This is a genomic window from Nonomuraea rhodomycinica (assembly GCF_013363995.1).
GTDB lineage: Bacteria > Actinomycetota > Actinomycetes > Streptosporangiales > Streptosporangiaceae > Nonomuraea > Nonomuraea rhodomycinica.
The window spans coordinates 273164-292417 of sequence record NZ_JABWGO010000013.1; the positions used below are offsets into that span (position 1 = coordinate 273164).

Genomic DNA, 19254 nt, shown 5'->3' on the forward strand with positions numbered 1-19254 from the left:
ACGCGTCTCAGTCCACGGCCGCCGCGTAGTGGCAGGCGGCCTGGGCCGTGGACACCGCCGGGAGCACCGCCAGCGGCTCCGTCCGGCACCTGCCGTCCACCCCGGCCTCCGCCGCCCGCCCCGAGGCGAGCACCTGGCAGCGGGCGTGGAAGCGGCACCCGCCCGGGATCCGCGTCGGGTCCGGCGGCTCGCCCGTGAGCACGACGCGTTCCGGCGACTCGGGCAGCACCGACAGCAGGGCCTGCGTGTACGGGTGCCGGGGCGCGGTGAGCACCTGCTCCACGGGACCCGACTCGACGATCCGGCCCAGGTACATCACCGCCACCCGGTCGGCGATGTTCCAGGCGAGGCCCAGGTCGTGGGTGACGACCAGCGCCGACAGGCCCAGCTCGTCGCGCAGCCGCAGCAGCAGGGCCAGGATCTCGCCCCGCACCGAGGCGTCGAGCGAGGCCACCGGCTCGTCGGCGATCAGCACCTTGGGCTCCAGCGCCAGCGCCCCGGCGATGACCACGCGCTGGCGCTGGCCGCCGGACAGCTCGTGCGGGTAGCGCAGGAAGAACCGCTCCGGCGGCCGGAGCCCGGCCCGGGAGAGCGCCGAGGCCACGACCTCCTGCTCGCCGGGCAGGCCGTGGATGCGCGGCCCCTCGGCGACGGCCTCGTAGACGGTCTGGCGCGGGTTGAGCGAGCCCATCGGGTCCTGCAGGACGAGCTGCACCTCCCGGCGGTACGCCTTGAGCGCCCTGGAGCCGTACTCCAGGGCCGTGCCGCCGTACAGGACGGAGCCGGAGGAGGGGCGTTCGAGGCCGAGGAGCGTGCGGGCCAGGGTGGTCTTGCCGCAGCCGGACTCGCCGACGAGCGCCACGATCTCGCCCTCGCCGATCGCGAGGTCCACCCCGTCGACCGCGCGGGCGCGCCGCCCGCGCGAGGGGAACTCCACGTGCAGGTCGCGGGCCTCCAGCAGGGTGGGCCGGGCCGTGCCGACGGCCTCCACAGGTGCTTGGGTCTCGGTCACGACACCTCCAGGGTGGTCTCCGCGGGCTCGGCCTTCTCCGGCCGTACGTGTACGCACGCGGCGCGGCGTTCGGGCCCGGCGGGCCACAGCTCCACGTCGAGCGTGGGGCACTCGTCCAGCGCGACCGGGCAGCGCGGGTGGAAGGAGCAGCCGGGCGGCAGGTCCATGGGGTCGGGCGGGTCGCCGCCGAGGCCCTTGGGCGCCAGCCGCGAGACCGGGTCGCCCACGGTCGGGAACGCGGCGGCCAGCGCGGCGCTGTAGGGGTGCTTGGGGTCGTGGAACACCTCGCGCGAGGGTCCGTGCTCGACCACCCGCCCGGCGTACATGACCGCGAGCCGGTCGCAGACGTCGGCGAGGACCGACAGGTCGTGCGAGATCATGATCAGCGAGATGCCGTGCTCGGCGAGCAGCTCCTTGATCAGCGTCAGGACCTGGGCCTGGACCATCACGTCGAGGGCGGTCGTGGGCTCGTCGGCGATGATCAGCCGGGGCGAGCAGGCGAGCGCCATGGCGATCATCACGCGCTGCCGCTGCCCGCCGGACAGCTCGTGCGGGTAGCTGCGCGCCCGCCAGGCGGGCAGTCCGACCTGCTCCAGCAGTTCGGCGACGCGCCCGCGCGCGCTGTCGGGCCTGGCCAGGCCGTGGACGAGCAGCGGCTCGGCGATCTGGTCGCCGATGCGCTGCACCGGGTTGAGCCCGTGCTGGGCGCCCTGGAAGACGATCGACGCCTCGGCCCAGCGGACGGCGCGCAGCCGGCCCCACTTCATGGCCAGGACGTCCTCGCCGTCGAGCAGGATCCGGCCGCCTACGCGGGCGTCGCGCGGCAGCAGCCGCAGCAGCGCCATGGCCAGCGTCGACTTGCCGGAGCCCGACTCGCCGGCGACCCCGAGCGCCGTCCCCGCGTCGAGCGTGAGCGACACCCCCCGTACGGCCGGCACCTCGCCGGCCGCGATGCGGTAGGTGACGGAGACGTCGTCCAGTTCGAGCAGAGCCATCAGCCCGCCTTCCTGAGTCGCGGGTTGAGCACAGCCTCCAGCGCCCGTCCGCACAGCGTGAACGCCATGACGACGGCCAGGATGCACAGGCCCGGGATGATGATGTACCACCACGCGCCCTGCGTCGCCGCGCCGAAGTCGTAGGAGGCGCGCAGCATCGTGCCCCACGAGGTCTTGTTCGCGCTGACGCCCAGGAAGGCCAGCGTGGACTCGGTGACGATGGCGCTGGCCACCTCCAGCGTGGTGCTGGCCAGCAGCAGGGGCGCGACGTTCGGCAGCACGTGGCGGGTGGTGATGTGCCAGTGCCCGCCGCCGAGCGCCTTGGAGCGCTCGATGTACGGCCGGGCCTCCACGGCGAGGGTCTGCGAGCGGATGAGCCGGGCCGTGGTGGGCCAGGTGGTCACGCCGATCGCGACGATGATGGTGAACGTGCTGCCGCCCAGGATGGCCGCCAGCACCATCGCGGTGATCAGCGAGGGCAGCACCAGGAACCAGTCGGTGATCCGCATGAGCGTGGCGCCCAGCCAGCCCCGGAAGTGCCCGGCGGCGATGCCGACGACCATGCCGATCACGATGCTGAGCAGCGCGGCGAGGAAGCCGATGAGCAGCGAGGTGCGCGAGCCCCACCAGACCATGAGCAGGACGGAGCGGCCGGACTCGTCGGTGCCGAACGGCTCGGCGAGGCTGGGCGGCGACCACTTGACCCCGGTGCCGGAGACCACGCTCGTCACACTCTGGTCGATGAACAGCGGCGCGACCAGCGCCAGCACCACGGCCACGGCGAGCGCGACCAGGCCGGCCATGCCGCCCCGGTGCTGCCGGAAGTCCCGCCAGAACCGGCCGAACGCCAGCCGCCTGCGGCTCCAGGCCACGGATCCCGTCGCGACGGCGCTCACGCGGACCTCACCCTCGGGTCGAGCATCCGGTAGACCACGTCGGCCAGCGTGTTCATGAGGATCACCGCGACGGTGATGAGCATGAACGTGCCCTGCATGAGCGTGAAGTCCGGCACCCTGATCGCCTCGTAGAAGAGCTGCCCGAGCCCGGGCCAGCTGTAGATGGTCTCCACGGTGACCGCGCCGCCGACGATGAAGCCGATGCGCATGAACACCAGCGTCACCGTGGGCAGCAGCGCGTTGGGCACCGCGTGGCGGCGCCGTACCTCGTCGTCGCGCAGGCCCTTGGCGCGGGCCACCGTCACGTAGTCCTGGCTGACCTCCTCCAGCAGGGAGGAGCGCATGACCAGCAGGTACTGGGCGTAGACCACGGCCACCAGCGTGAGGCACGGCAGCACCATGTGCGCGGCCACGTCCAGCACGTACGCGAACCCGTCGGGCGCGTCCACGCTCTCGATGCCCCGGGTGGGGAAGATCCCCGGGATCGGCCCGATGCCGACGCCGAACACCATGAGCAGCAGCAGGCCGAGCCAGAACGTCGGCACCGACCACAGCACCAGGGAGATGCCGGTCGAGACCCGGTCGAAGCGGGAGTTGTGCCGCCAGCCGGCCCGCGTGCCCTGCCAGAGGCCGAGGCTGACCGCGATGACCAGGCCGACGCCGGCGAGCAGCAGGGTCGGCCCGAGCCGCTCACCGATGAGGTCGAGGACGGGCCGCTTGTACTCGTACGACGTGCCGAGGTCGAAGCGCAGCGTCTTGCCCACGAAGTCGGCGAACTGGTCGATCAGCGGCTTGTCCAGGCCCAGCCGGTGGCGTTCCAGGGCGAGCTGGGTCGGGGTCATGTTCCGGCCCTGCGCGAGGTTGCGCACGGGGTCGCCGGGCAGCAGCCGGAACACGAAGAACGTGCCGATGATCACCATGGCGATGCTGAACAAAGCCCCACCCGCCTTCGACAGCGCGTACTGCAGCGTGCCGCGGTGGGTGGGGCGTTCGTCACCGGGGCCCGCCGCCGCCTGGACGGCGGCGGGCTCGGCTGCTTCGAGCGGTGCGGTCATTCGCGCTCGTCCGCGGCGCTCTTGCGCCGCCTGGTCACGAGGAACGCGACCAGTCCGAGGACGACCACGCCGCCGACCACGCCGAGGATGAGGCCGGTGTTGGAGCCGCCGCCGCCGGAGGCGGAGCCGCCGGCCGGGGCCGCGACCGTGTCCACGGTGTAGAACGGCCAGTAGCCGCTGCCGCCGTAGAGCAGGCCGTTCTCCTCGGGGATCGAGGTGATGCTGGTGATGCGGTCCTTGCGGTAGCCCTCGAGGTCGTTCGTGTAGTAGAGCGCGATGATCGGGGCCTCGGTGTAGAGGCGCTCCTGCATCTGCTTGATCAGGTCGGCGCGCTTGGTCCGGTCGAGCTCCTTGAGCTGCTCCTTGTAGAGCTTCTCGTAGGTCGGGTCGCAGTAGAACGACTCGGTGCCGCCGCCCTCACCGGCCGGGGTGGGCCGCCGGCTGCACAGGTGCGTGGCCAGGACCTCCTCCGGGTCGGGGTTGACCGACCAGCCGCTGATCGCGATGTCGTAGTTGCCGGTGACGCCGGTCTCCTCCGAGAACTTGCTGGAGTCGAGCTTCACGGTGGTCAGCGTGACGCCGATCTCCTTGAAGAAGCCGGTCAGGTACTCGCCGAGCTTGTCCTCGATCGGGGTGTCGGCGTGGATCGTGAAGCGGAACTCCAGCTTCTTCTTGCCGTCGGGCATCGTGCGGACGCCGTCGGCGCCCTTCTTGTAGCCCGCGTCGTCGAGGATCTTGTTGGCCTTGGCCGGGTCGTAGGTGACCTTGGTGTCGCCGCTGGCCTCCCAGAAGAAGTCCTTGTACATGGGCGGCACGATCGAGCCGTCGGCGGGCTTGGCCAGGCCGCTCTGCACCTCGTCCGCGAGCTTCTGCTTGTCGATCGCGTAGTGCAGCGCCTGGCGGACCTTCACGTCCTTCAGCGCGGGGTGGCCGTCGCCGACCGGCTTGTTGTCGGTCGTCGTGGCCCCGGGGTTGACCTCCAGGTACGCGGCGCGACGCCCCTGGTTGTTCCAGGCCACGATGTTCGGGTCGTTCTGGATGGCCTGGAACTCCGGCGGCGCGAGGCGGCCGATGAGGTCGATGTCACCCTTCTTCAGGCCGGCGATGGCGGCCTGCGGGTTGTCGTAGAAGATGACCTGGAGCTCGTCGATCTTCGGCTTGCCCCGCCAGTAGTCGGGGTTGGCCTTCAGCTTGACGTACTGGTCCTTCTTGTGCTCGACCGCGATGTAGGGCCCGCTGGAGACGGTCGGGTAGGTGTCGGCCTCGTAGTTGGCGAGGTCGGTCACCTTCTCCCAGACGTGCTTGGGCATGATCGGGATCGGGTTGTCCAGGATGGAGGCCTGGGGCGCCTTCAGCTTGATGACGAGGTCCTGGCCGTTGGCCGTGACGCTCTCGTAGTTCTCGACGGCCGGGCCGTTGGCGGTCTTCGCGGCGTCGTCGGTCATGATCTTGTTGAACGTCCAGGCGGCGTCCTCGGCCGTGATCGGCTGGCCGTCGGACCACTTCGCCTGCCGGATCTTGAACGTCCAGGTGAGACCGTCGCTGGAGGAGGTCCAGGACTCGGCGAGGTCCGGGCTGGGCTGGAGGGTCTTGGAGTCGGGGACGGTCAGGAAGCCGTACATCCACCGGTGGATCGAGGTGGAGACGAGGCGGACCGCCAGGAAGGGGTTCATCGAGTCCACGGCCTGGGTGGCTCCGACTCGGAGTACCTTCTTCCCCGCCGCAGGTTCCTGGGCGTGGGCCACCTGGCCCTGACCTGCCATTAACAGCGCTACGCCCAGCACAGCCAGGCGTGCGAGCCATTTCCTCATATGTGCCTCACCTTCAGGCGGGGATTCCTGTGTAGAGAAAGGCACACCATACGAACAGCGCGTGTCAACGAGTCGCGGAAAATTGTTTCATCTTCGTTTCCGAATCCGGTGTAAATTTTCAGTCGGTCTCGATGACCTTGCCGGCGTCCACCCGCAGGCGGCGATCCACGTGGACGGCGTCCAGCATCCGGCGGTCGTGCGTGACGAGCAGCAGCGTGCCGGGATAGGAGGCGAGCGCCGACTCCAGCTGTTCGATCGCCGGCAGGTCGAGGTGGTTGGTCGGCTCGTCCAGCACCAGCAGGTTGACGCCCCTGGCCTGGAGCAGCGCCAGCGCCGCCCGGGTGCGCTCGCCCGGCGACAGCGTCGAGGCCGGCCGCAGCACGTGCGCCGCCCGCAGCCCGAACTTGGCCAGCAGAGTGCGCACGTCGGCGGGCGCCATGGCGGGCACGTGCCGGCAGAACGCGTCGAGCAGCGGCTCCTCCCCCTCGAACAGCCCCCTGGCCTGGTCCACCTCGCCGACCACCACGCCGGGGCCGAGCGCGGCGTGGCCCTCGTCCAGCGGGACCCGGCCGAGCATCGCGCCGAGCAGCGTCGTCTTGCCCGAGCCGTTGGCGCCGGTGATCGCGATCCGCTCGGCCCAGCCCACCTCCAGGTCCACCGGCCCGAGCGTGAACGCCTCCCGCCGCACCACCGCGCCGCGCAGCGTCGCCACGACCGCGCCCGACCGGGGCGCGGCGGCGATCTCCATGCGCAGCTCCCACTCCTTGCGCGGCTCCTCCACGACGTCCAGGCGCTCGATCAGCCGCTCGGTCTGGCGGGCCTTGGCGGCCTGCTTCTCCGTCGACTCCACCCGCATGTTGCGGCCGATCTTGTCGCCGTCGGTGGCCTTGCGGCGGGCGTTCTTGACGCCCTTCTCCATCCAGGCGCGCTGGGTGCGGGCGCGGGCCTCCAGCTGGGCGCGCGTGTCGGCGTACTCCTCGTAGTCCTCGCGGGCCTGCCTGCGGGCGACCTCACGCTCCTCCAGGTACGCCTGGTAGCCGCCTCCGTACAGGCGGATGCGCTGCTGGGCGAGGTCCAGCTCCAGGACCTTGGTGACGGTCCTGGCCAGGAACTCGCGGTCGTGGCTCACCAGCACCGTGCCGGCCCGCAGGCCCGTGACGAACCGTTCCAGCCGCTCCAGCCCGTCGAGGTCGAGGTCGTTGGTCGGCTCGTCCAGCAGGAACAGGTCGTACCGGCTGAGCAGCAGCGACGCGAGCCCGGCGCGGGCCGCCTGGCCGCCGGACAGCGAGGTCATCGGCTGCTCCAGGTCCACGGCGAGCCCCAGGTCGGCGGCCACCTCCCGCGCGCGCTCCTCCAGGTCGGCGCCGCCGAGCGCGAGCCAGCGCTCCAGGGCCTCGCTGTAGGCGTCGTCGGCTCCGGGGGCCTGCTCGACCAGGGCCTGCGTGGCCGCGTCGAGGTCGCGCTGCGCCGCCGCGACGCCGGTGCGCCGGGCCAGGAACGCGCCGACCGTCTCGCCCGCCCTGCGCTCGGGCTCCTGCGGGAGATGGCCGACGGTCGCGGTCGCGGGGCTCAGGCGGACGCCGCCCTCCTCGGGGGCGTCGAGGCCGGCCAGCATGCGGAGCAGGGTGGACTTGCCCGCGCCGTTGGCGCCCACGAGCCCGATGACGTCGCCGGGGCTCACGACGACGTCGAGCCCCGAGAACAGCACCCGGTCGCCGTGTCCGGCCGCGAGGTCCTTCACCACCATGGTCGCGCTCATGTGGACCGATGCTACCGAGCCGGGCCGACCCGAATATCGTGGCCCGATGCCGCGCCTGCCCGTCCTCCTGGCCGCCGTCCTGACCGTCGCCGCGGGACTGGGGGTGCGGGCGCTGACCGGCGGCGCCTTCGCCAAGTACGCGGGCGACGCCCTCTACACGGTCCTGATCCAGGCGCTCGTCGTGCTCGTCGTCCCGCGCGTCCGGCCGGTCACGGCGGCGCTCGTGGCTGCCGGGCTGAGCTGGGTGATCGAGTTCGCCCAGCTCGCCGAGGTCCCGCAGGTCCTGCGTCCGGTGCTGGGCAGCACGTTCAACCCACCCGACCTGCTCTGGTACGCCGTGGGGGCGGCCGCCGCGTGCGCCGTCCACGCGTACGCGCTCGGGCGCATACATCAGGACCGGCCGGATAGGGGGTCAGGACACCCACTCCAACGAAGGGACCCTGATGATGGACGGCAAGACGATCGCGTTCCTCGTCGCCCCTGAGGGTGTCGAGGAGGTGGAGCTGACCGAGCCGTGGAAGGCGGTCAAGCAGGCCGGCGGCACCCCGAAGCTGGTCTCCACCGACTCCGGCCGCATCCAGGCGTTCAACCACCTCGACAAGGCGGGCAGCTACGCGGTGGACGCCACGGTGGACGAGGTCTCCGCGTCGGACTTCGACGGCCTGGTGCTGCCGGGCGGCGTGGCCAACCCCGACTTCCTGCGCATGGACGACAGAGCGGTGGGCTTCGTCCGCGGCTTCTTCGAGGCGGGCAAGCCGGTGGCCGCGATCTGCCACGCGCCGTGGACGCTGGTCGAGGCGGACGTGGTGCGGGGCCGTACGATGACGTCCTGGCCGAGCCTCCGGACCGACCTGGGCAACGCGGGCGCCACCTGGGTGGACAAGGAGGTCGTGGTCGACACCCACAACGGCAACGTGCTGGTCACCAGCCGCAAGCCGGACGATCTCAAGGCGTTCAGCCAGGCGGCGGTGGACGCGTTCAGCGCCTGAGGCGTCCGTTCACGCGACCTCCTCGGAGCCGCCGCTCGCGGCGGCGCGCTCGATGGCCGCGAGCAGCCGGTGCAGGCGCGCGGCGGTGGGGAAGTCGGTCGCGGCCGGCCGGCCCTCGCTGATCGCCCGCCCGACCTCCTGGTAGAAGGCGGCGACGTTGGCGGCGGGCCCGGCCGCCGGGTCGAAGGGCACGGTCCGGTAGGAGGCGGGCACCTCGACCGGCTCACCGCCGAGGCGGATGTCCCAGTCGGTCCAGTGCAGGTACGTGCCGGGCCGGGCAGGCGCCGCGGTCAGCGTGCCCTCGGAGCCGACGAGCTTGATCAGGAACCCGTCGGGGCTGCCGCTGCCGCCGTGGACCACGGCCGAGGCGGTGGCGCCGCCCTCCAGCGTGCCCTGGAGCAGGACCTGGCTCGGCACCCGGTTGGCGACGGTGCGGCCGGTGTCACCGACGGCCACCTCGTCGTGGCGGCGGGGCAGCCGGGCCGACACCTCGGTCAGCGGGCCGGTGATCCGGTCCAGCGTCGCCAGGAAGTGGCCGGCCATGATCGTGAGGACGGTGGTGCCCCCGGCGGGGTCGGTGCTCCACTCCAGACCGGCCGGGATGACGGCGCCGCCCAGCGGATCGCCGGCGGCCACCAGCACGGCCGACTCCAGCCGCCCGATGCGCCCCGCCGCGACCAGGTCGCGCACGAAGAGCGTGTCCGGTGAGTGACGTCCCTGCAGGCAGACGGCGTTGACCACCCCGGCCTCCGACGCGGCCAGGGCCAGCTCGTCCGCCTCCGCCGGGTCCACGGTCAGCGGCCATTCCGAGACCACGTGCTTGCCCGCCTCCAGCGCGGCCCTGATCACCGCGGCGTGCCCGGGGGCCTTCACCGACACCACGACCAGGTCCACCTCGGGGTGGGCGGCGAGCGCGCCGGCGTCGTCGAACGCCAGCCGCGCGCCGTGCTCGGCGGCGGCCTTGGCGGCGCTGGTCATGTTCGTCGTCGCGACGGCCGTCACCTCGTACCCGTCCAGCCCGGCCAGCGCGGGCAGGTGGGACCCTGCCGCCCATCCGCTCGCCCCGACCACTCCGGCTCTGATCATCCGCCTGGCCCTCCCTAGTTGTGTATCGATCGGTATGAAACTAGGGGACGGCCGGGCGCGCCCGCAAGCGGGTAACGTACCGATAGGTAAAAAACTCTGAGGAGGACGCATGCCGGGCGGCAGACCGCGCGCCTTCGATCCCGACGCCGCGCTGGACCGGGCCCTGGAGGTGTTCTGGCGGCAGGGGTACGAGGGGACGTCGCTGGCGGACCTGACCGCCGCCATGGGCGTCAACCGGCCCAGCCTGTACGCGGCGTTCGGCAACAAGGAGGAGCTGTTCGCCAAGGCGCTCGACCGCTACGTCGGCGGCCCGGGCGCCTTCGCCGCCGAGGCGCTGACCGCGCCCACCGTCCGCGAGGTGATCGAGCGCCTGGTCGAGGGGGCGGTCGAGCTGACCACGGGCGCGGACACGCCGCACGGCTGCCTGAACGTCAACAGCGTGCACGCCTGCGGGCCCGGCTCCGCCACGGCGCGGGAGGCGGCGATCGCGTGCCGGATGGCCGGCGAGACGGCGCTGCGGCGGCGCTTCGAGGAGGCGCCCGACCTGCCGCCCGGCCATGACCCCGGCGTGCTCGCCCGGCTCGTCCACACCGTCACCGACGGCATCGCGGTGCAGGCGGCGAGCGGCCGCACGCGTGAGGAACTGCGCGAGGTGGCCGCCCTGGCCCTGCGGACCCTCCTCCCGGCCTGACCCACCCCAGGGGATCAGCCCAGGAGCGCCTCCGCGAAGCCGCGGACCGAGGAGCGCAGCCGGGTCACCCCGCCCTCGGCGATGACGTGCCCGACCAGGTCGGCGTCGAAGAGCCCCAGCAGGGCGTGGGCCGCGAAGGACGCGTCGAGGCCGGGCCGCGCCTCCCCCACCAGCGCGGCGACGTGCCCGTGCCAGCGCACGTACGTGGGGTCGGCGTACTTGTCCTCCGCGCACGCCCGCTCGTGCGCCGCGAACAGCGCGAGGTTGCGCTCGGCCAGCCCGGCCAGCTCGTCGAGGAAGGCGAGCAGCCGCGCGCGGGGCGGCGCGCCCGGCCCCAGCGGCGAGCCGGCCGTGCCGACGGCGCGCGCCAGCGCCTCCGCCCGCTCCGCCAGCAGCTCCTGGAACAGCCCGGTACGGCTGCCGAACCGGCGGAACACCGTGCCCTTGCCCACCCCCGCCGCGGCGGCCACGCGGTCCAGCGAGACGTGCTCCGCCCCGTGCGCGGCCAGCAGGTCCTCGGCCGCGCGCAGGATCGCCTCGCGGTTGCGCGTCGCGTCGGCTCGCACCTCGCCCCCTCCCCGCCCGGCGCTCCTCGGGCTTGCAACCGGACCAACGGTCCTCATACTATCCCGGCCAGACAAGCGGACCGTCGGTCCGCATATCCTTCGAGGAGCTCAGCGATGCGTGCCCTGACCGTCTCCGGCGGGACCTTCCCCGCCGCGCCCGTCACCGTTCCCGACCCCGAGCCGGGCCCCGGCGAGGCGCTGGTCGAGATCCACCACGCCTCCGTCAACCCGGCCGAGGTGCGCCACCTCGGCCACTTCCCCGACGGCGCGATCCTCGGCTACGACGCGGCCGGCGCGGTGGTCGAGGCCGCCGCGGACGGCACCGGCCCGGCCGCCGGCGCGCGGGTGGTGGCCTTCGGGGCGGGCACGTGGGCCGAGCGGGCGGCGTTCCCGGTGGACGCGCTGGCCGTGGTGCCGGACGGGGTCCACCTGGCCGAGGCCGCCGCGCTGCCGATGGCGGGCATCGCGGCGGTGCGCGCCCTGCGGGCCGCGGGGCCGCTGCTGGGCTCGCGGGTGCTCGTGACGGGCGCCACCGGCGCGGTGGGGCGGCTGGCCGTCCAACTCGCCCGGCGGGCCGGGGCGCACGTGGTCGCGCACGTGCGGGACACGACCCGGGCCGGCGACCTGGGGGTGGAGACGGTGACGGACCTCGGCCGCGTGGAGCCGGTGGACGCGGTGGTCGAGGTGCTCGGCGGCCCGTACCTGGTGGCGGCCTGGCGGCTGCTGAGGCCGGGCGGCAGCCTGCAGAGCATCGGGTGGGCGGCCGGGGAGCCGGCGGTGTTCGAGCCGAACTCCACGTTCATGCCCGGTGCGGCGCGTACGCTCAGCTCCGTCGGCGATCCCAGCACCCCCGGGCCCGACCTGGGGTTCCTCGTGGATCTGCTGGCGAGGGGCGAGCTGTCGGCCGGGGTCGGCGGGCGATGGTCGTGGGAGCGGCCCGGCGAGCCGGTCGCCGCGATCTTGGCGGGAAAGGTGCACGGCAAGGCAGTTATCGACATAAAGCCGACAAAAACCGATGGCGCCGTCAAAAATCCCCTGTAACGCCTTGCCCTTACCTCCGAAATGGTCTAGAGGTAGACCAATCAGTGACTCCCCCCGCGTACAGGGAGATTTCATGACCACTGAAGAGGATTCCAGGCGGCTCGCCGAGCTCGGCTACAAGCAGGAGCTGGCCAGGACCTGGAGCGGTTTCTCCAACTTCGCGATCTCTTTCTCCATCATCTCGATCCTCGCCGGCTGCTTCACGACCTTCGGACAGGCATGGAACAACGGCGGCCCCATCGCCATCTCGTGGGGCTGGCCGCTGATCTCCGCGTTCATCCTCATCATCGGGTTCTGCCTGTCGGAGCTGGTCTCGGCCTATCCGACCGCGGGCGGGATCTACTGGTGGGCCGCCACCATGGGCAAGCCGATCCACGGCTGGTTCACGGGGTGGCTCAACCTCATCGGGCTCATCGCGGTGACCGCCTCCGTGGACTACGGCTGCGCGACCTTCCTGAGCATCACCCTCAACCGGTTGACGGGCGGCGCCTGGGAGGCCACGCTGCCGCAGGCGTTCCTCCTCTTCGTGATCATCCTCGTCCTCCACGCGCTGATCAACATCTACAGCCACCGCCTGATCTCGCTGCTGCAGAACATCTCCGTCTGGTGGCACGTGGCCGGCGCCGCGATCATCGTCGCCATCCTGATCTTCGCGCCGGACCACCACCAGTCCGCGGCGTTCGTCTTCACCGAGCAGCTCAACAACTCCGGCTTCGGCTCCACCAACGGCTTCACGTTCTGGCTGTACGTGCTGCCGCTCGGCTTCCTGCTCACGCAGTACACGATCACCGGCTTCGACGCCTGCGCGCACGTCTCGGAGGAGACCCAGGGCGCGGCCACGACGGCGGCGCGCGGCCTGTGGCAGTCGATCTTCTACTCGGCGATCGGCGGCTGGATCCTGCTGCTGTCGTTCCTGTTCGCCGCGACGCACGTGGACGAGATCAACAAGCAGTCCGGCTTCGTCGGCGCCATCTTCGAGACCGCGCTCTCCTCGCCGCTGGCCACCGTGGTGTTCGCCATCTCCACGATCGGCCAGTTCTTCTGCGGGATGAGCTGCGTGACCTCGATGTCGCGGATGACGTACGCGTTCTCGCGCGACGGCGCGGTGCCGGGCTGGCGGCTGTGGTCCAAGGTGGACCGCAACCGCACCCCGGTCAACGCCATCATCGCGGGCTGCGCGGTGGCCGCGCTGATCACCCTGCCCGCCCTGTACGCGCCCGCCGGCACGACCACCCCGGTGGCCTTCTACGCCGTGGTGTCGATCGCGGTCATCGGGCTGTACCTGGCGTTCATCATCCCGATCTGGCTGCGGCTGAAGATGGGCGACCGGTTCCGGCCGGGGCCCTGGACGCTGGGCCGGAAGTACCGGGTGATGGGCTGGATCGCCTGCGTGGAGATCGCCATCGTGTCGGTGTACTTCATCATGCCGCTGTCACCGGCGGGCGTGCCGGGCGACCCGGACTTCACCTGGACGTCGGTCAACTACGCGCCGCTCGCGGTGGGGGGCGTGCTGCTCGCCATCGCCCTGTGGTGGGTCCTGTCGGCCCGCCACTGGTTCACCGGCCCCCGCCGCACCGTCGACGAACTGCCGATCAGCTGACGCCGGAGCGGTCAGGCGGCCTCGAAGGAGGCCGCCACGGCCGCGCGGACCCGCTCCATGGAGGTCTCGCCCAGCTCGCGCTTGAGCGAGGTCATGTCCACGTCGGGCATGCCGCAGGCCACCGCCCAGTTCCAGGGCTCCAGGTCGCCGTCGACGTTGAGGGCGAAGCCGTGGCTGGTGACGCCGCGGCTCTGCCGCATGCCGATCGAGACGACCTTGCGCCCGGTGGCCGTCGTCCAGACGCCCGTCAGCAGCTCCGAGCCCGGCGGGGTGTCGCGGCGCTCGGCCGGCAGCCCCAGCGCGCCCAGCGCCTCGACCAGCCGGAGCTCCACCTCGCGGACGTAGTCCACGATGCCCTCGCCCTCGGCCAGCTTGACGATGAGGTAGCCCACGAGCTGGCCGGGGCCGTGGTAGGTGAGCTGCCCCCCGCGGCCGGTCTCGACCACGGGGATGCCGCGCGACGGGTCGGGCAGGTGGGCCGCCGGGGTGCGGCGGCCGACGGTGTAGACCGACGGGTGGCTGAGCAGCCAGAGCGTGTCCGGCCGCTCGTCTCGCTGGCGCTCGGCGACCAGGTCGCCCATGCGCTCCATCGCCTTGTCGTAGTCGACCAGCTCGTCCTGGATGAGGGTCAGCGGCCTGGGCTTCATGGTTCGAGGATAGAACGCCCCACAGGTCAGTACTTCCTCGGCTCCTCCGGGACGAGGATCCACATGGCGACGTACAGGACCCACATGGGGCCGGGAAGCAGCGACAGGATCAGCCACAGGATGCGAACCAGCGTGGGCGGCAGGCCCATCTTGTCGGCGAGACCGCCGCAGACGCCGGCCAGGATCCTGTGCTCTCGTGAGCGGTACATCTGTCTCCTCCGTGTGGTTGCACCTGTCCTGAACAACGGACAACCAGAGGTCCGCTCTCCCCTCAGGGACCCTGAGAAAACCCTGACAGGGTCAGCCACCGGCGGGCCGCGTCCAGATGCGCGCTGGTCAGGCCGTCTCTCGGGTTCACCGGAACGAGCAGGAAGTCGTCCAGACCCCGGTGCCCCCTGAGGTAGTCCTCGTCCTCCCGGCGCACCTGGTCGTCGAACCACACGAACGGCCTGCGCTCGACGTACTCGGCCACGTGCGGGGTCTTGAACATCTCCCCCGCCGCGCTGCCCAGCACCGGCCCCATGGGCACGACGGGCAGCTCGGGCAGACCGACGCGCGGGCTGATCCACTCGTTGGCGTGGTGCTCCCAGGTGGTGGCCCAGGCCAGCTCCGCGCCCGTCGCGATGGCCAGCTCCAGCAGCCGGGCGCCGTGCCCGGGGTTGAGGTGGACGGTGTAGACCTGGCCGCCGATCTCGCACCGGTAGCGCCGGTACCCGGGGTCGGGCCGCCGGAACGGGTTGAGCACCCCGTCCACGTCGAGCAGCAGCAGCGGCTTCATCGGCTGCCCGCCCCGGCCCGGTGCTCCTGGGGGCTGATCCCGCGTACGCGCTTGAAGGCGGCGCTGAGCGCGAACGAGCTGCCGTAGCCCACCTTGCGGGCCACGGAGCCGATCGTGGCGTCGGGCTCGCGCAGCAGGTCGGCGGCCAGCGCGAGCCGCCAGTCGGTGAGGAACGCCATCGGCGGCTCCCCCACCAGCTCGGTGAAGCGCCTGGCCAGCGACGCCCGCGAGACGCCGGCCGCGGCGGCGAGCGAGGCCACCGTCCACGGGTGGGCGGGGTTGTGGTGCATCATGCGCAGGGCCCGGCCCACCACGGGGTCGCTCTGCGCGCGGTACCAGGCGGGGGCGTCGTCGTCGTTCAGCCACGACCGGAGCGTGGAGATGAGCAGCAGGTCGAGCAGCCGGTCGAGCACCACCTCCTGGCCGGGGTCGTCCCGGACGATCTCGGCGCCGAGCAGCCCGATCACCGGGCCGCCGGGCCGGACCAGCAGCGGCGGCAGCGCGTCCAGCAGCCGCCTGCTGATCTCGCCGTCCATCTGATACGTGCCGGTGATGAGCACGGTCGAGCCGTCGGGGTCGTTGCCCCAGGTGCGCACGCCCAGCTCCATCGACTGGTAGACCGCCTCGCCGTCGAGCGTCGTACAGCGCTGGCCGGGGTGGATGACGATCTGCGGCGGGGTGGCCGGGTCGTCGGCCACGGTGTACGGGTGGGGGCCGCGCAGCAGGGCCACCTCGCCCGGGGAGAGCCGCACGGGGGCGCCGGCGTCCGGCACCACCCAGGCCGTGCCCCGCACGAGCGCGGCGAGGGTCAGCGGCGCCTCGTCCTGCACGCGCAGCGACCACGGCGGGTCGAGCAGCGAGCGGAGCAGGAAGGCGCCGCGGGCGCGAGGGCCGTCGAGCATCGCGGCCAGATGATCCATGGGTTAGACGATCGCATATGGAAGTGCGCTTCTCAACCATGGAGAGTCCAGCGATCTCCGGGCTTACTGGAGCCATGACAACTTTGGTGCTGGGCGGCACCGGCAAGACCGGCCGCCGTGTGATCGACAGGCTCACCGCTCTCGGCCGTCCCGTGCGGTCGGGGTCCCGCTCCTCCTCGCCGGCCTTCGACTGGGCCGACCTCGACGGCTGGCCGGCCGCCCTCCAGGGCGCCGAGTCGATGTACGTCACCTACTACCCCGACCTGGCCGTGCCCGGCTCGCGGGCCGACATCCGCGCGCTCACCGAGCTCGCCGTCGACAGCGGCGTCCGGCGGATGGTGCTGCTGTCCGGCCGGGGCGAGCCGGAGGCCCAGGCGTGCGAGCGCATCGTCCAGGAGTCGGGGCTGGAGTGGACGATCGTCCGCTGCGCCTGGTTCATGCAGAACTTCAACGAGGGCTACCTGCTGGACGCCGTCCAGGCGGGCGTCATCGCGCTGCCCGCCGGGGACGTGGCCGAGCCGTTCGTGGACGCCGACGACATCGCGGACGTGGCCGTGGCGGCGCTCACCGGGGACGGGCACGCCGGACGGGTCTACGAGCTGACCGGGCCACGGCTGCTGACGTTCGCCGACGCCGCCGCCGAGCTGTCGGCCGCGCTGGGCGAACCGGTGGAGTACGCGCCGGTCAAGCCGGAGGAGTTCGCCGCGGGCGCCGCGGAGGCGGGCGTGCCCGCGGAGGACATCGAGACGCTGAACGCGCTGTTCGCCGAGGTGCTGGACGGGCGCAACGCGTACGTGGTGGACGGGGTTCGCGAGGCGCTCGGCCGGCCGGCGCGCGACTTCGCCGCCTTCGCCCGGAACTGGGCCCGTGACCTGGGGAGGTGACCCGTAACGTGCATCTCGCGTGGGCGGCGCTCGTGCGGCGGGCGCCTCCAGGCGAGCAACGGCTCGGCCACCGCATCCGCTAGCCTCACACCGTCACTCCCGCTGCTCAGGAAAGGTGCTCCGGTGATCGGCTGGTTCGAAGCGGTGGTGCTCGGCCTCCTCCAGGGGCTGACCGAGTTCCTGCCCATCTCCTCCAGCGCCCACATCCGGGTGGTGTCGGCGTTCTTCGGCTGGCAGGACCCGGGTGCCGCCTTCACGGCGGTGATCCAGCTCGGCACGGAGGCCGCCGTGCTGATCTACTTCCGGCACGAGATCTGGGAGATCGTCTCCATCTGGACGCGATCCCTGTTCAAGCCGGCGCTGCGCTCCCACTACGCGGCCCGCATGGGCTGGTACGTCATCGTGGGCAGCCTGCCCATCGGCGTGCTCGGCCTGCTGCTCAAGGACCAGATCGAGACGGTCTTCCGCGACCTGCGGCTGGTGGGCACCACGCTGGTGGTCTTCGCCCTCATCCTGTGGTGGGCCGACCGCACCGCCCGCAACAAGCTCACGCTGGAGAAGCACCTCAGCTTCCCCCATGCCATCGTGTACGGCTTCGCCCAGGCGCTCGCGCTCATCCCGGGCGTCTCCCGCTCCGGCGGCACCATCACGGCGGGCCTCCTGCTCGACTACCGCCGCGAGGACGCCGCGAAGTACTCCTTCCTGCTCGCCATCCCGGCCGTGCTGTCGTCGGGCCTGCTGGAGCTGCGCGAGATCGGCGAGGGACAGGCGCCGGCCTGGGGGCCGACGATCCTGGCCACGCTCATCTCGTTCGTCGTCGGCTACGCGGCGGTGGCGTGGTTCCTGCGGTACATCAGCAAGCACCGCTTCACCGGCTTCGTCGTCTACCGCATCGCGCTCGGCCTGTTCGTGATCCTCGCGGTCACGCTGGGCTGGATCCCCGCCCAGGGCTGAGGCCGTCAGGCGCTCAGGGTGCGCGGATAGCGGCTGGCCACGGCGAAGACGACGGCGAACAGGGCCCAGGCCGCGACGTACGCGATCGGATGGGCCCAGGAGTCGCCGACGACGTCGCCCAGCGCCTCGCGGCCCTCGAAGTACAGCGTCAGCCCCAGCACGGCTCCCGGCACCGCGCCCCACCAGCGCTGCCACCACACCTCGTGGACCATCACCTCGAACACGACCAGCGCGATCGGCCCGAGCAGCAGGAACTTCAGGCCGGGCGGCTGGTCGAGCAGGCTGGTGACGACCATGACGGCCACGGCCGAGGCGACGGTCAGGAGGACGACGGCGCCGAAGGGCGCCGGCTCGTCACGCGGGTCGATCTGCTGTTCGGACACCCGCCCATTCTGCGGCATCCTTGGCGCGCCGATAGGTCGCCAGCGTGAACAGCGCCCCCACCAGGGCGATCGCGGTCGCCAGGATCTCGACGCCCGCCCGGCCGTACCAGCCGAGGGCGACCCCGCCCGTGACGCCCGCCAGGAACAGCCCGAAGTACTGCGCGGAGGCGAGCAGGCCGAGGCCGATCGACACGTTGCCGGGCACGGCGCCGACCGTCCGGTACTGCTGCGCGGGGGCGATCATCCAGCCGAGCGCGCCCCACAGGAACGCCCACACCAGCGCGACGGGCAGGGCGAGGTTGGCGACGGGGATGAGCGCGAGCGCCACGGTGGAGGCGGCCAGGCCGATCAGCACCATGCGGCGCGGCCCGTACGCGTCGGTCAGCCGCCCGCCGAGCTGGTTGCCCACGACGCCGCCCACGCCCCACGCCCATAGGACGGCGGGCAGCGGCAGGTCGAACAGCGAGCCGATGTAGACGTAGGCGGTGAACCCGCCGGCGAAGAAGAGCAGCTGGGTGGCCAGCACCGCGAGCATCCGCCGGTCGGCCAGCGGCGCGAACCGCTCGGCCAGCCGGCCCGAGGTGGGCACCTCCACGTTCGGCACCACGGCGGCCACGCCCACGAGACCGACGATGCCGAGCCCGACGACCAGCCACATCACGGCCCGCCAGCCCGCGACGCCGCCCAGCCAGGTGCCCAGCGGCACGCCGATGGCCGTGGCGACGCTCAGCCCGCCCATGACCAGCGCCAGGGCCCGGCCCCGGCGCTCGGGCGAGCTCAGCGCCGTCGCCACGCCGGACGCCGTGGGCGTGAACATCGCCGCTCCGGCCGCGGCCACCACGCGCGTCGCCATGACCAGCGGGTACGTGGGCGCGAGGGCGGTCAGGGCGTTGCCCGCGACCATGACGGCCAGCGCGACGAGCAGCAGCGCGCGGCGCGACATGCGGGCCGTGGCTGCGGCGAGCAGGGGCGACAGCACGGCGTAGGCCAGGGCGAAGACGGTCATGAGCTGCCCGGCGGCCGAGGGGGAGACGGCGAGGTCCCGGGAGATCGGCGGCAGCAGCCCTGCGGTCACGAACATCCCGGTGCCGACGGCGAAGTTGCCCAGCGCCAAGGGGTAGAGCCGGGTGGTCACATCATCCTCCGTACGCGTCAGTTGGACGTCCATCAAACTGTCCTAAGGTTTT

General features: G+C 72.2%; 21 protein-coding genes. 7 read left to right on the plus strand and 14 right to left on the minus strand.

Going from position 1 to position 19254, the window contains the following annotated elements; genetic code table 11:
* Positions 1-7 precede the first annotated feature (7 nt).
* From HT134_RS38495 to HT134_RS38520, 6 genes are all read right to left on the minus strand, one after another.
* Positions 8-1012, minus strand: coding sequence for an ABC transporter ATP-binding protein (locus tag HT134_RS38495; RefSeq protein WP_376768146.1), 1005 nt, complete (start codon positions 1010-1012; stop codon positions 8-10).
* Entirely contained in the window at positions 1009-2007 is a 999-nt protein-coding gene (locus tag HT134_RS38500; RefSeq protein WP_175605408.1) for an ABC transporter ATP-binding protein, read from the minus strand. Before HT134_RS38500 ends, HT134_RS38495 begins: the two co-directional genes overlap by 4 nt.
* On the minus strand, positions 2007-2903 hold the full coding sequence (locus HT134_RS38505) for an ABC transporter permease (RefSeq protein ID WP_175605409.1): 897 nt from the start codon (positions 2901-2903) through the stop codon (positions 2007-2009). Before HT134_RS38505 ends, HT134_RS38500 begins: the two co-directional genes overlap by 1 nt.
* Positions 2900-3958: an ABC transporter permease gene (locus tag HT134_RS38510; protein WP_175605410.1), complete on the minus strand. Its 1059-nt coding sequence runs from the start codon at positions 3956-3958 to the stop codon at positions 2900-2902. Before HT134_RS38510 ends, HT134_RS38505 begins: the two co-directional genes overlap by 4 nt.
* Complete coding sequence (locus HT134_RS38515; RefSeq protein ID WP_246366280.1) at positions 3955-5631, minus strand: ABC transporter substrate-binding protein; 1677 nt, start codon at positions 5629-5631, stop codon at positions 3955-3957. The genes HT134_RS38510 and HT134_RS38515 overlap by 4 nt, the downstream gene beginning before the upstream one ends.
* Before the next feature lie 256 nt (positions 5632-5887).
* Complete coding sequence (locus HT134_RS38520; protein ID WP_175605412.1) at positions 5888-7528, minus strand: ABC-F family ATP-binding cassette domain-containing protein; 1641 nt, start codon at positions 7526-7528, stop codon at positions 5888-5890.
* Between the two features lie 46 nt (positions 7529-7574).
* Between HT134_RS38520 and HT134_RS38525 the strand changes: the two genes are divergently transcribed.
* Together HT134_RS38525 and HT134_RS38530 are read left to right on the plus strand one after the other, a co-directional pair.
* Positions 7575-8012, plus strand: coding sequence for a DUF2809 domain-containing protein (locus HT134_RS38525; RefSeq protein ID WP_175605413.1), 438 nt, complete (start codon positions 7575-7577; stop codon positions 8010-8012).
* Positions 7972-8517, plus strand: a complete 546-nt coding sequence (locus HT134_RS38530; RefSeq protein ID WP_175605414.1) for a type 1 glutamine amidotransferase domain-containing protein — start codon at positions 7972-7974, stop codon at positions 8515-8517. The genes HT134_RS38525 and HT134_RS38530 overlap by 41 nt, the downstream gene beginning before the upstream one ends.
* Before the next feature lie 9 nt (positions 8518-8526).
* On the opposite strand, the gene HT134_RS38535 is transcribed toward HT134_RS38530, so the two are convergent.
* On the minus strand, positions 8527-9603 hold the full coding sequence (locus HT134_RS38535) for a Gfo/Idh/MocA family protein (RefSeq protein ID WP_175605415.1): 1077 nt from the start codon (positions 9601-9603) through the stop codon (positions 8527-8529).
* Positions 9604-9712: 109 nt separating this feature from the next.
* Here HT134_RS38535 and HT134_RS47350 point away from each other — a divergent pair, with 109 nt between their 5' ends.
* Positions 9713-10294, plus strand: a complete 582-nt coding sequence (locus HT134_RS47350; protein WP_175605416.1) for a TetR/AcrR family transcriptional regulator — start codon at positions 9713-9715, stop codon at positions 10292-10294.
* 14 nt (positions 10295-10308) lie between these two features.
* On the opposite strand, the gene HT134_RS38545 is transcribed toward HT134_RS47350, so the two are convergent.
* Entirely contained in the window at positions 10309-10860 is a 552-nt protein-coding gene (locus HT134_RS38545; RefSeq protein WP_312888750.1) for a TetR/AcrR family transcriptional regulator, read from the minus strand.
* 114 nt (positions 10861-10974) lie between these two features.
* Between HT134_RS38545 and HT134_RS38550 the strand changes: the two genes are divergently transcribed.
* Both HT134_RS38550 and HT134_RS38555 read left to right on the plus strand, forming a co-directional pair.
* A complete protein-coding gene (locus HT134_RS38550; protein ID WP_175605418.1) occupies positions 10975-11901 on the plus strand; it encodes an alcohol dehydrogenase catalytic domain-containing protein in 927 nt (308 codons plus the stop codon).
* 73 nt (positions 11902-11974) lie between these two features.
* Positions 11975-13501 (plus strand): amino acid permease, encoded by a 1527-nt coding sequence (locus HT134_RS38555; RefSeq protein ID WP_175605419.1) that lies wholly within the window; start codon positions 11975-11977, stop codon positions 13499-13501.
* 11 nt (positions 13502-13512) lie between these two features.
* On the opposite strand, the gene lipB is transcribed toward HT134_RS38555, so the two are convergent.
* The 4 genes from lipB to HT134_RS38575 form a co-directional block, all read right to left on the minus strand.
* Positions 13513-14148 (minus strand): lipoyl(octanoyl) transferase LipB, encoded by a 636-nt coding sequence (gene lipB / locus HT134_RS38560; RefSeq protein WP_175605420.1) that lies wholly within the window; start codon positions 14146-14148, stop codon positions 13513-13515.
* Between the two features lie 26 nt (positions 14149-14174).
* Complete coding sequence (locus HT134_RS38565; protein WP_175595164.1) at positions 14175-14357, minus strand: PspC domain-containing protein; 183 nt, start codon at positions 14355-14357, stop codon at positions 14175-14177.
* A gap of 62 nt (positions 14358-14419) precedes the next feature.
* Positions 14420-14926, minus strand: a complete 507-nt coding sequence (locus tag HT134_RS38570; RefSeq protein ID WP_175605421.1) for an HAD domain-containing protein — start codon at positions 14924-14926, stop codon at positions 14420-14422.
* Entirely contained in the window at positions 14923-15846 is a 924-nt protein-coding gene (locus HT134_RS38575; RefSeq protein ID WP_175605422.1) for an AraC family transcriptional regulator, read from the minus strand. Before HT134_RS38575 ends, HT134_RS38570 begins: the two co-directional genes overlap by 4 nt.
* A gap of 74 nt (positions 15847-15920) precedes the next feature.
* On the opposite strand from HT134_RS38575, the gene HT134_RS38580 reads away from it, so the two are divergent.
* Together HT134_RS38580 and HT134_RS38585 are read left to right on the plus strand one after the other, a co-directional pair.
* The gene (locus tag HT134_RS38580; protein ID WP_175605423.1) at positions 15921-16730 is read left to right on the plus strand and encodes an NAD(P)H-binding protein; all 810 of its coding nucleotides are present in this window, start codon (positions 15921-15923) and stop codon (positions 16728-16730) included.
* Positions 16731-16853: 123 nt separating this feature from the next.
* A complete protein-coding gene (locus HT134_RS38585; protein ID WP_175605424.1) occupies positions 16854-17684 on the plus strand; it encodes an undecaprenyl-diphosphate phosphatase in 831 nt (276 codons plus the stop codon).
* A gap of 5 nt (positions 17685-17689) precedes the next feature.
* Here HT134_RS38585 and HT134_RS38590 read toward each other — a convergent pair whose 3' ends face one another.
* Both HT134_RS38590 and HT134_RS38595 read right to left on the minus strand, forming a co-directional pair.
* A complete protein-coding gene (locus HT134_RS38590) occupies positions 17690-18067 on the minus strand; it encodes a hypothetical protein (protein WP_175605425.1) in 378 nt (125 codons plus the stop codon).
* Complete coding sequence (locus HT134_RS38595; RefSeq protein WP_175605426.1) at positions 18039-19235, minus strand: MFS transporter; 1197 nt, start codon at positions 19233-19235, stop codon at positions 18039-18041. The genes HT134_RS38590 and HT134_RS38595 overlap by 29 nt, the downstream gene beginning before the upstream one ends.
* Positions 19236-19254: the final 19 nt, after the last annotated feature.

Coding starts and splice junctions, on each gene's coding strand:
- HT134_RS38500 (WP_175605408.1), bottom strand. CDS start 2,007: ATGGCTCTGCTCGAACTGGACGACGTCTCCGTCACCTACCGCATCGCG.
- HT134_RS38525 (WP_175605413.1), top strand. CDS start 7,575: ATGCCGCGCCTGCCCGTCCTCCTGGCCGCCGTCCTGACCGTCGCCGCG.
- HT134_RS38555 (WP_175605419.1), top strand. CDS start 11,975: ATGACCACTGAAGAGGATTCCAGGCGGCTCGCCGAGCTCGGCTACAAG.
- HT134_RS38570 (WP_175605421.1), bottom strand. CDS start 14,926: ATGAAGCCGCTGCTGCTGCTCGACGTGGACGGGGTGCTCAACCCGTTC.
- HT134_RS38520 (WP_175605412.1), bottom strand. CDS start 7,528: ATGAGCGCGACCATGGTGGTGAAGGACCTCGCGGCCGGACACGGCGAC.
- HT134_RS38575 (WP_175605422.1), bottom strand. CDS start 15,846: ATGGATCATCTGGCCGCGATGCTCGACGGCCCTCGCGCCCGCGGCGCC.
- HT134_RS38565 (WP_175595164.1), bottom strand. CDS start 14,357: ATGTACCGCTCACGAGAGCACAGGATCCTGGCCGGCGTCTGCGGCGGT.
- HT134_RS38580 (WP_175605423.1), top strand. CDS start 15,921: ATGACAACTTTGGTGCTGGGCGGCACCGGCAAGACCGGCCGCCGTGTG.
- lipB (WP_175605420.1), bottom strand. CDS start 14,148: ATGAAGCCCAGGCCGCTGACCCTCATCCAGGACGAGCTGGTCGACTAC.
- HT134_RS38510 (WP_175605410.1), bottom strand. CDS start 3,958: ATGACCGCACCGCTCGAAGCAGCCGAGCCCGCCGCCGTCCAGGCGGCG.
- HT134_RS38550 (WP_175605418.1), top strand. CDS start 10,975: ATGCGTGCCCTGACCGTCTCCGGCGGGACCTTCCCCGCCGCGCCCGTC.
- HT134_RS38530 (WP_175605414.1), top strand. CDS start 7,972: ATGATGGACGGCAAGACGATCGCGTTCCTCGTCGCCCCTGAGGGTGTC.
- HT134_RS38535 (WP_175605415.1), bottom strand. CDS start 9,603: ATGATCAGAGCCGGAGTGGTCGGGGCGAGCGGATGGGCGGCAGGGTCC.
- HT134_RS38515 (WP_246366280.1), bottom strand. CDS start 5,631: ATGAACCCCTTCCTGGCGGTCCGCCTCGTCTCCACCTCGATCCACCGG.
- HT134_RS38595 (WP_175605426.1), bottom strand. CDS start 19,235: ATGGACGTCCAACTGACGCGTACGGAGGATGATGTGACCACCCGGCTC.
- HT134_RS47350 (WP_175605416.1), top strand. CDS start 9,713: ATGCCGGGCGGCAGACCGCGCGCCTTCGATCCCGACGCCGCGCTGGAC.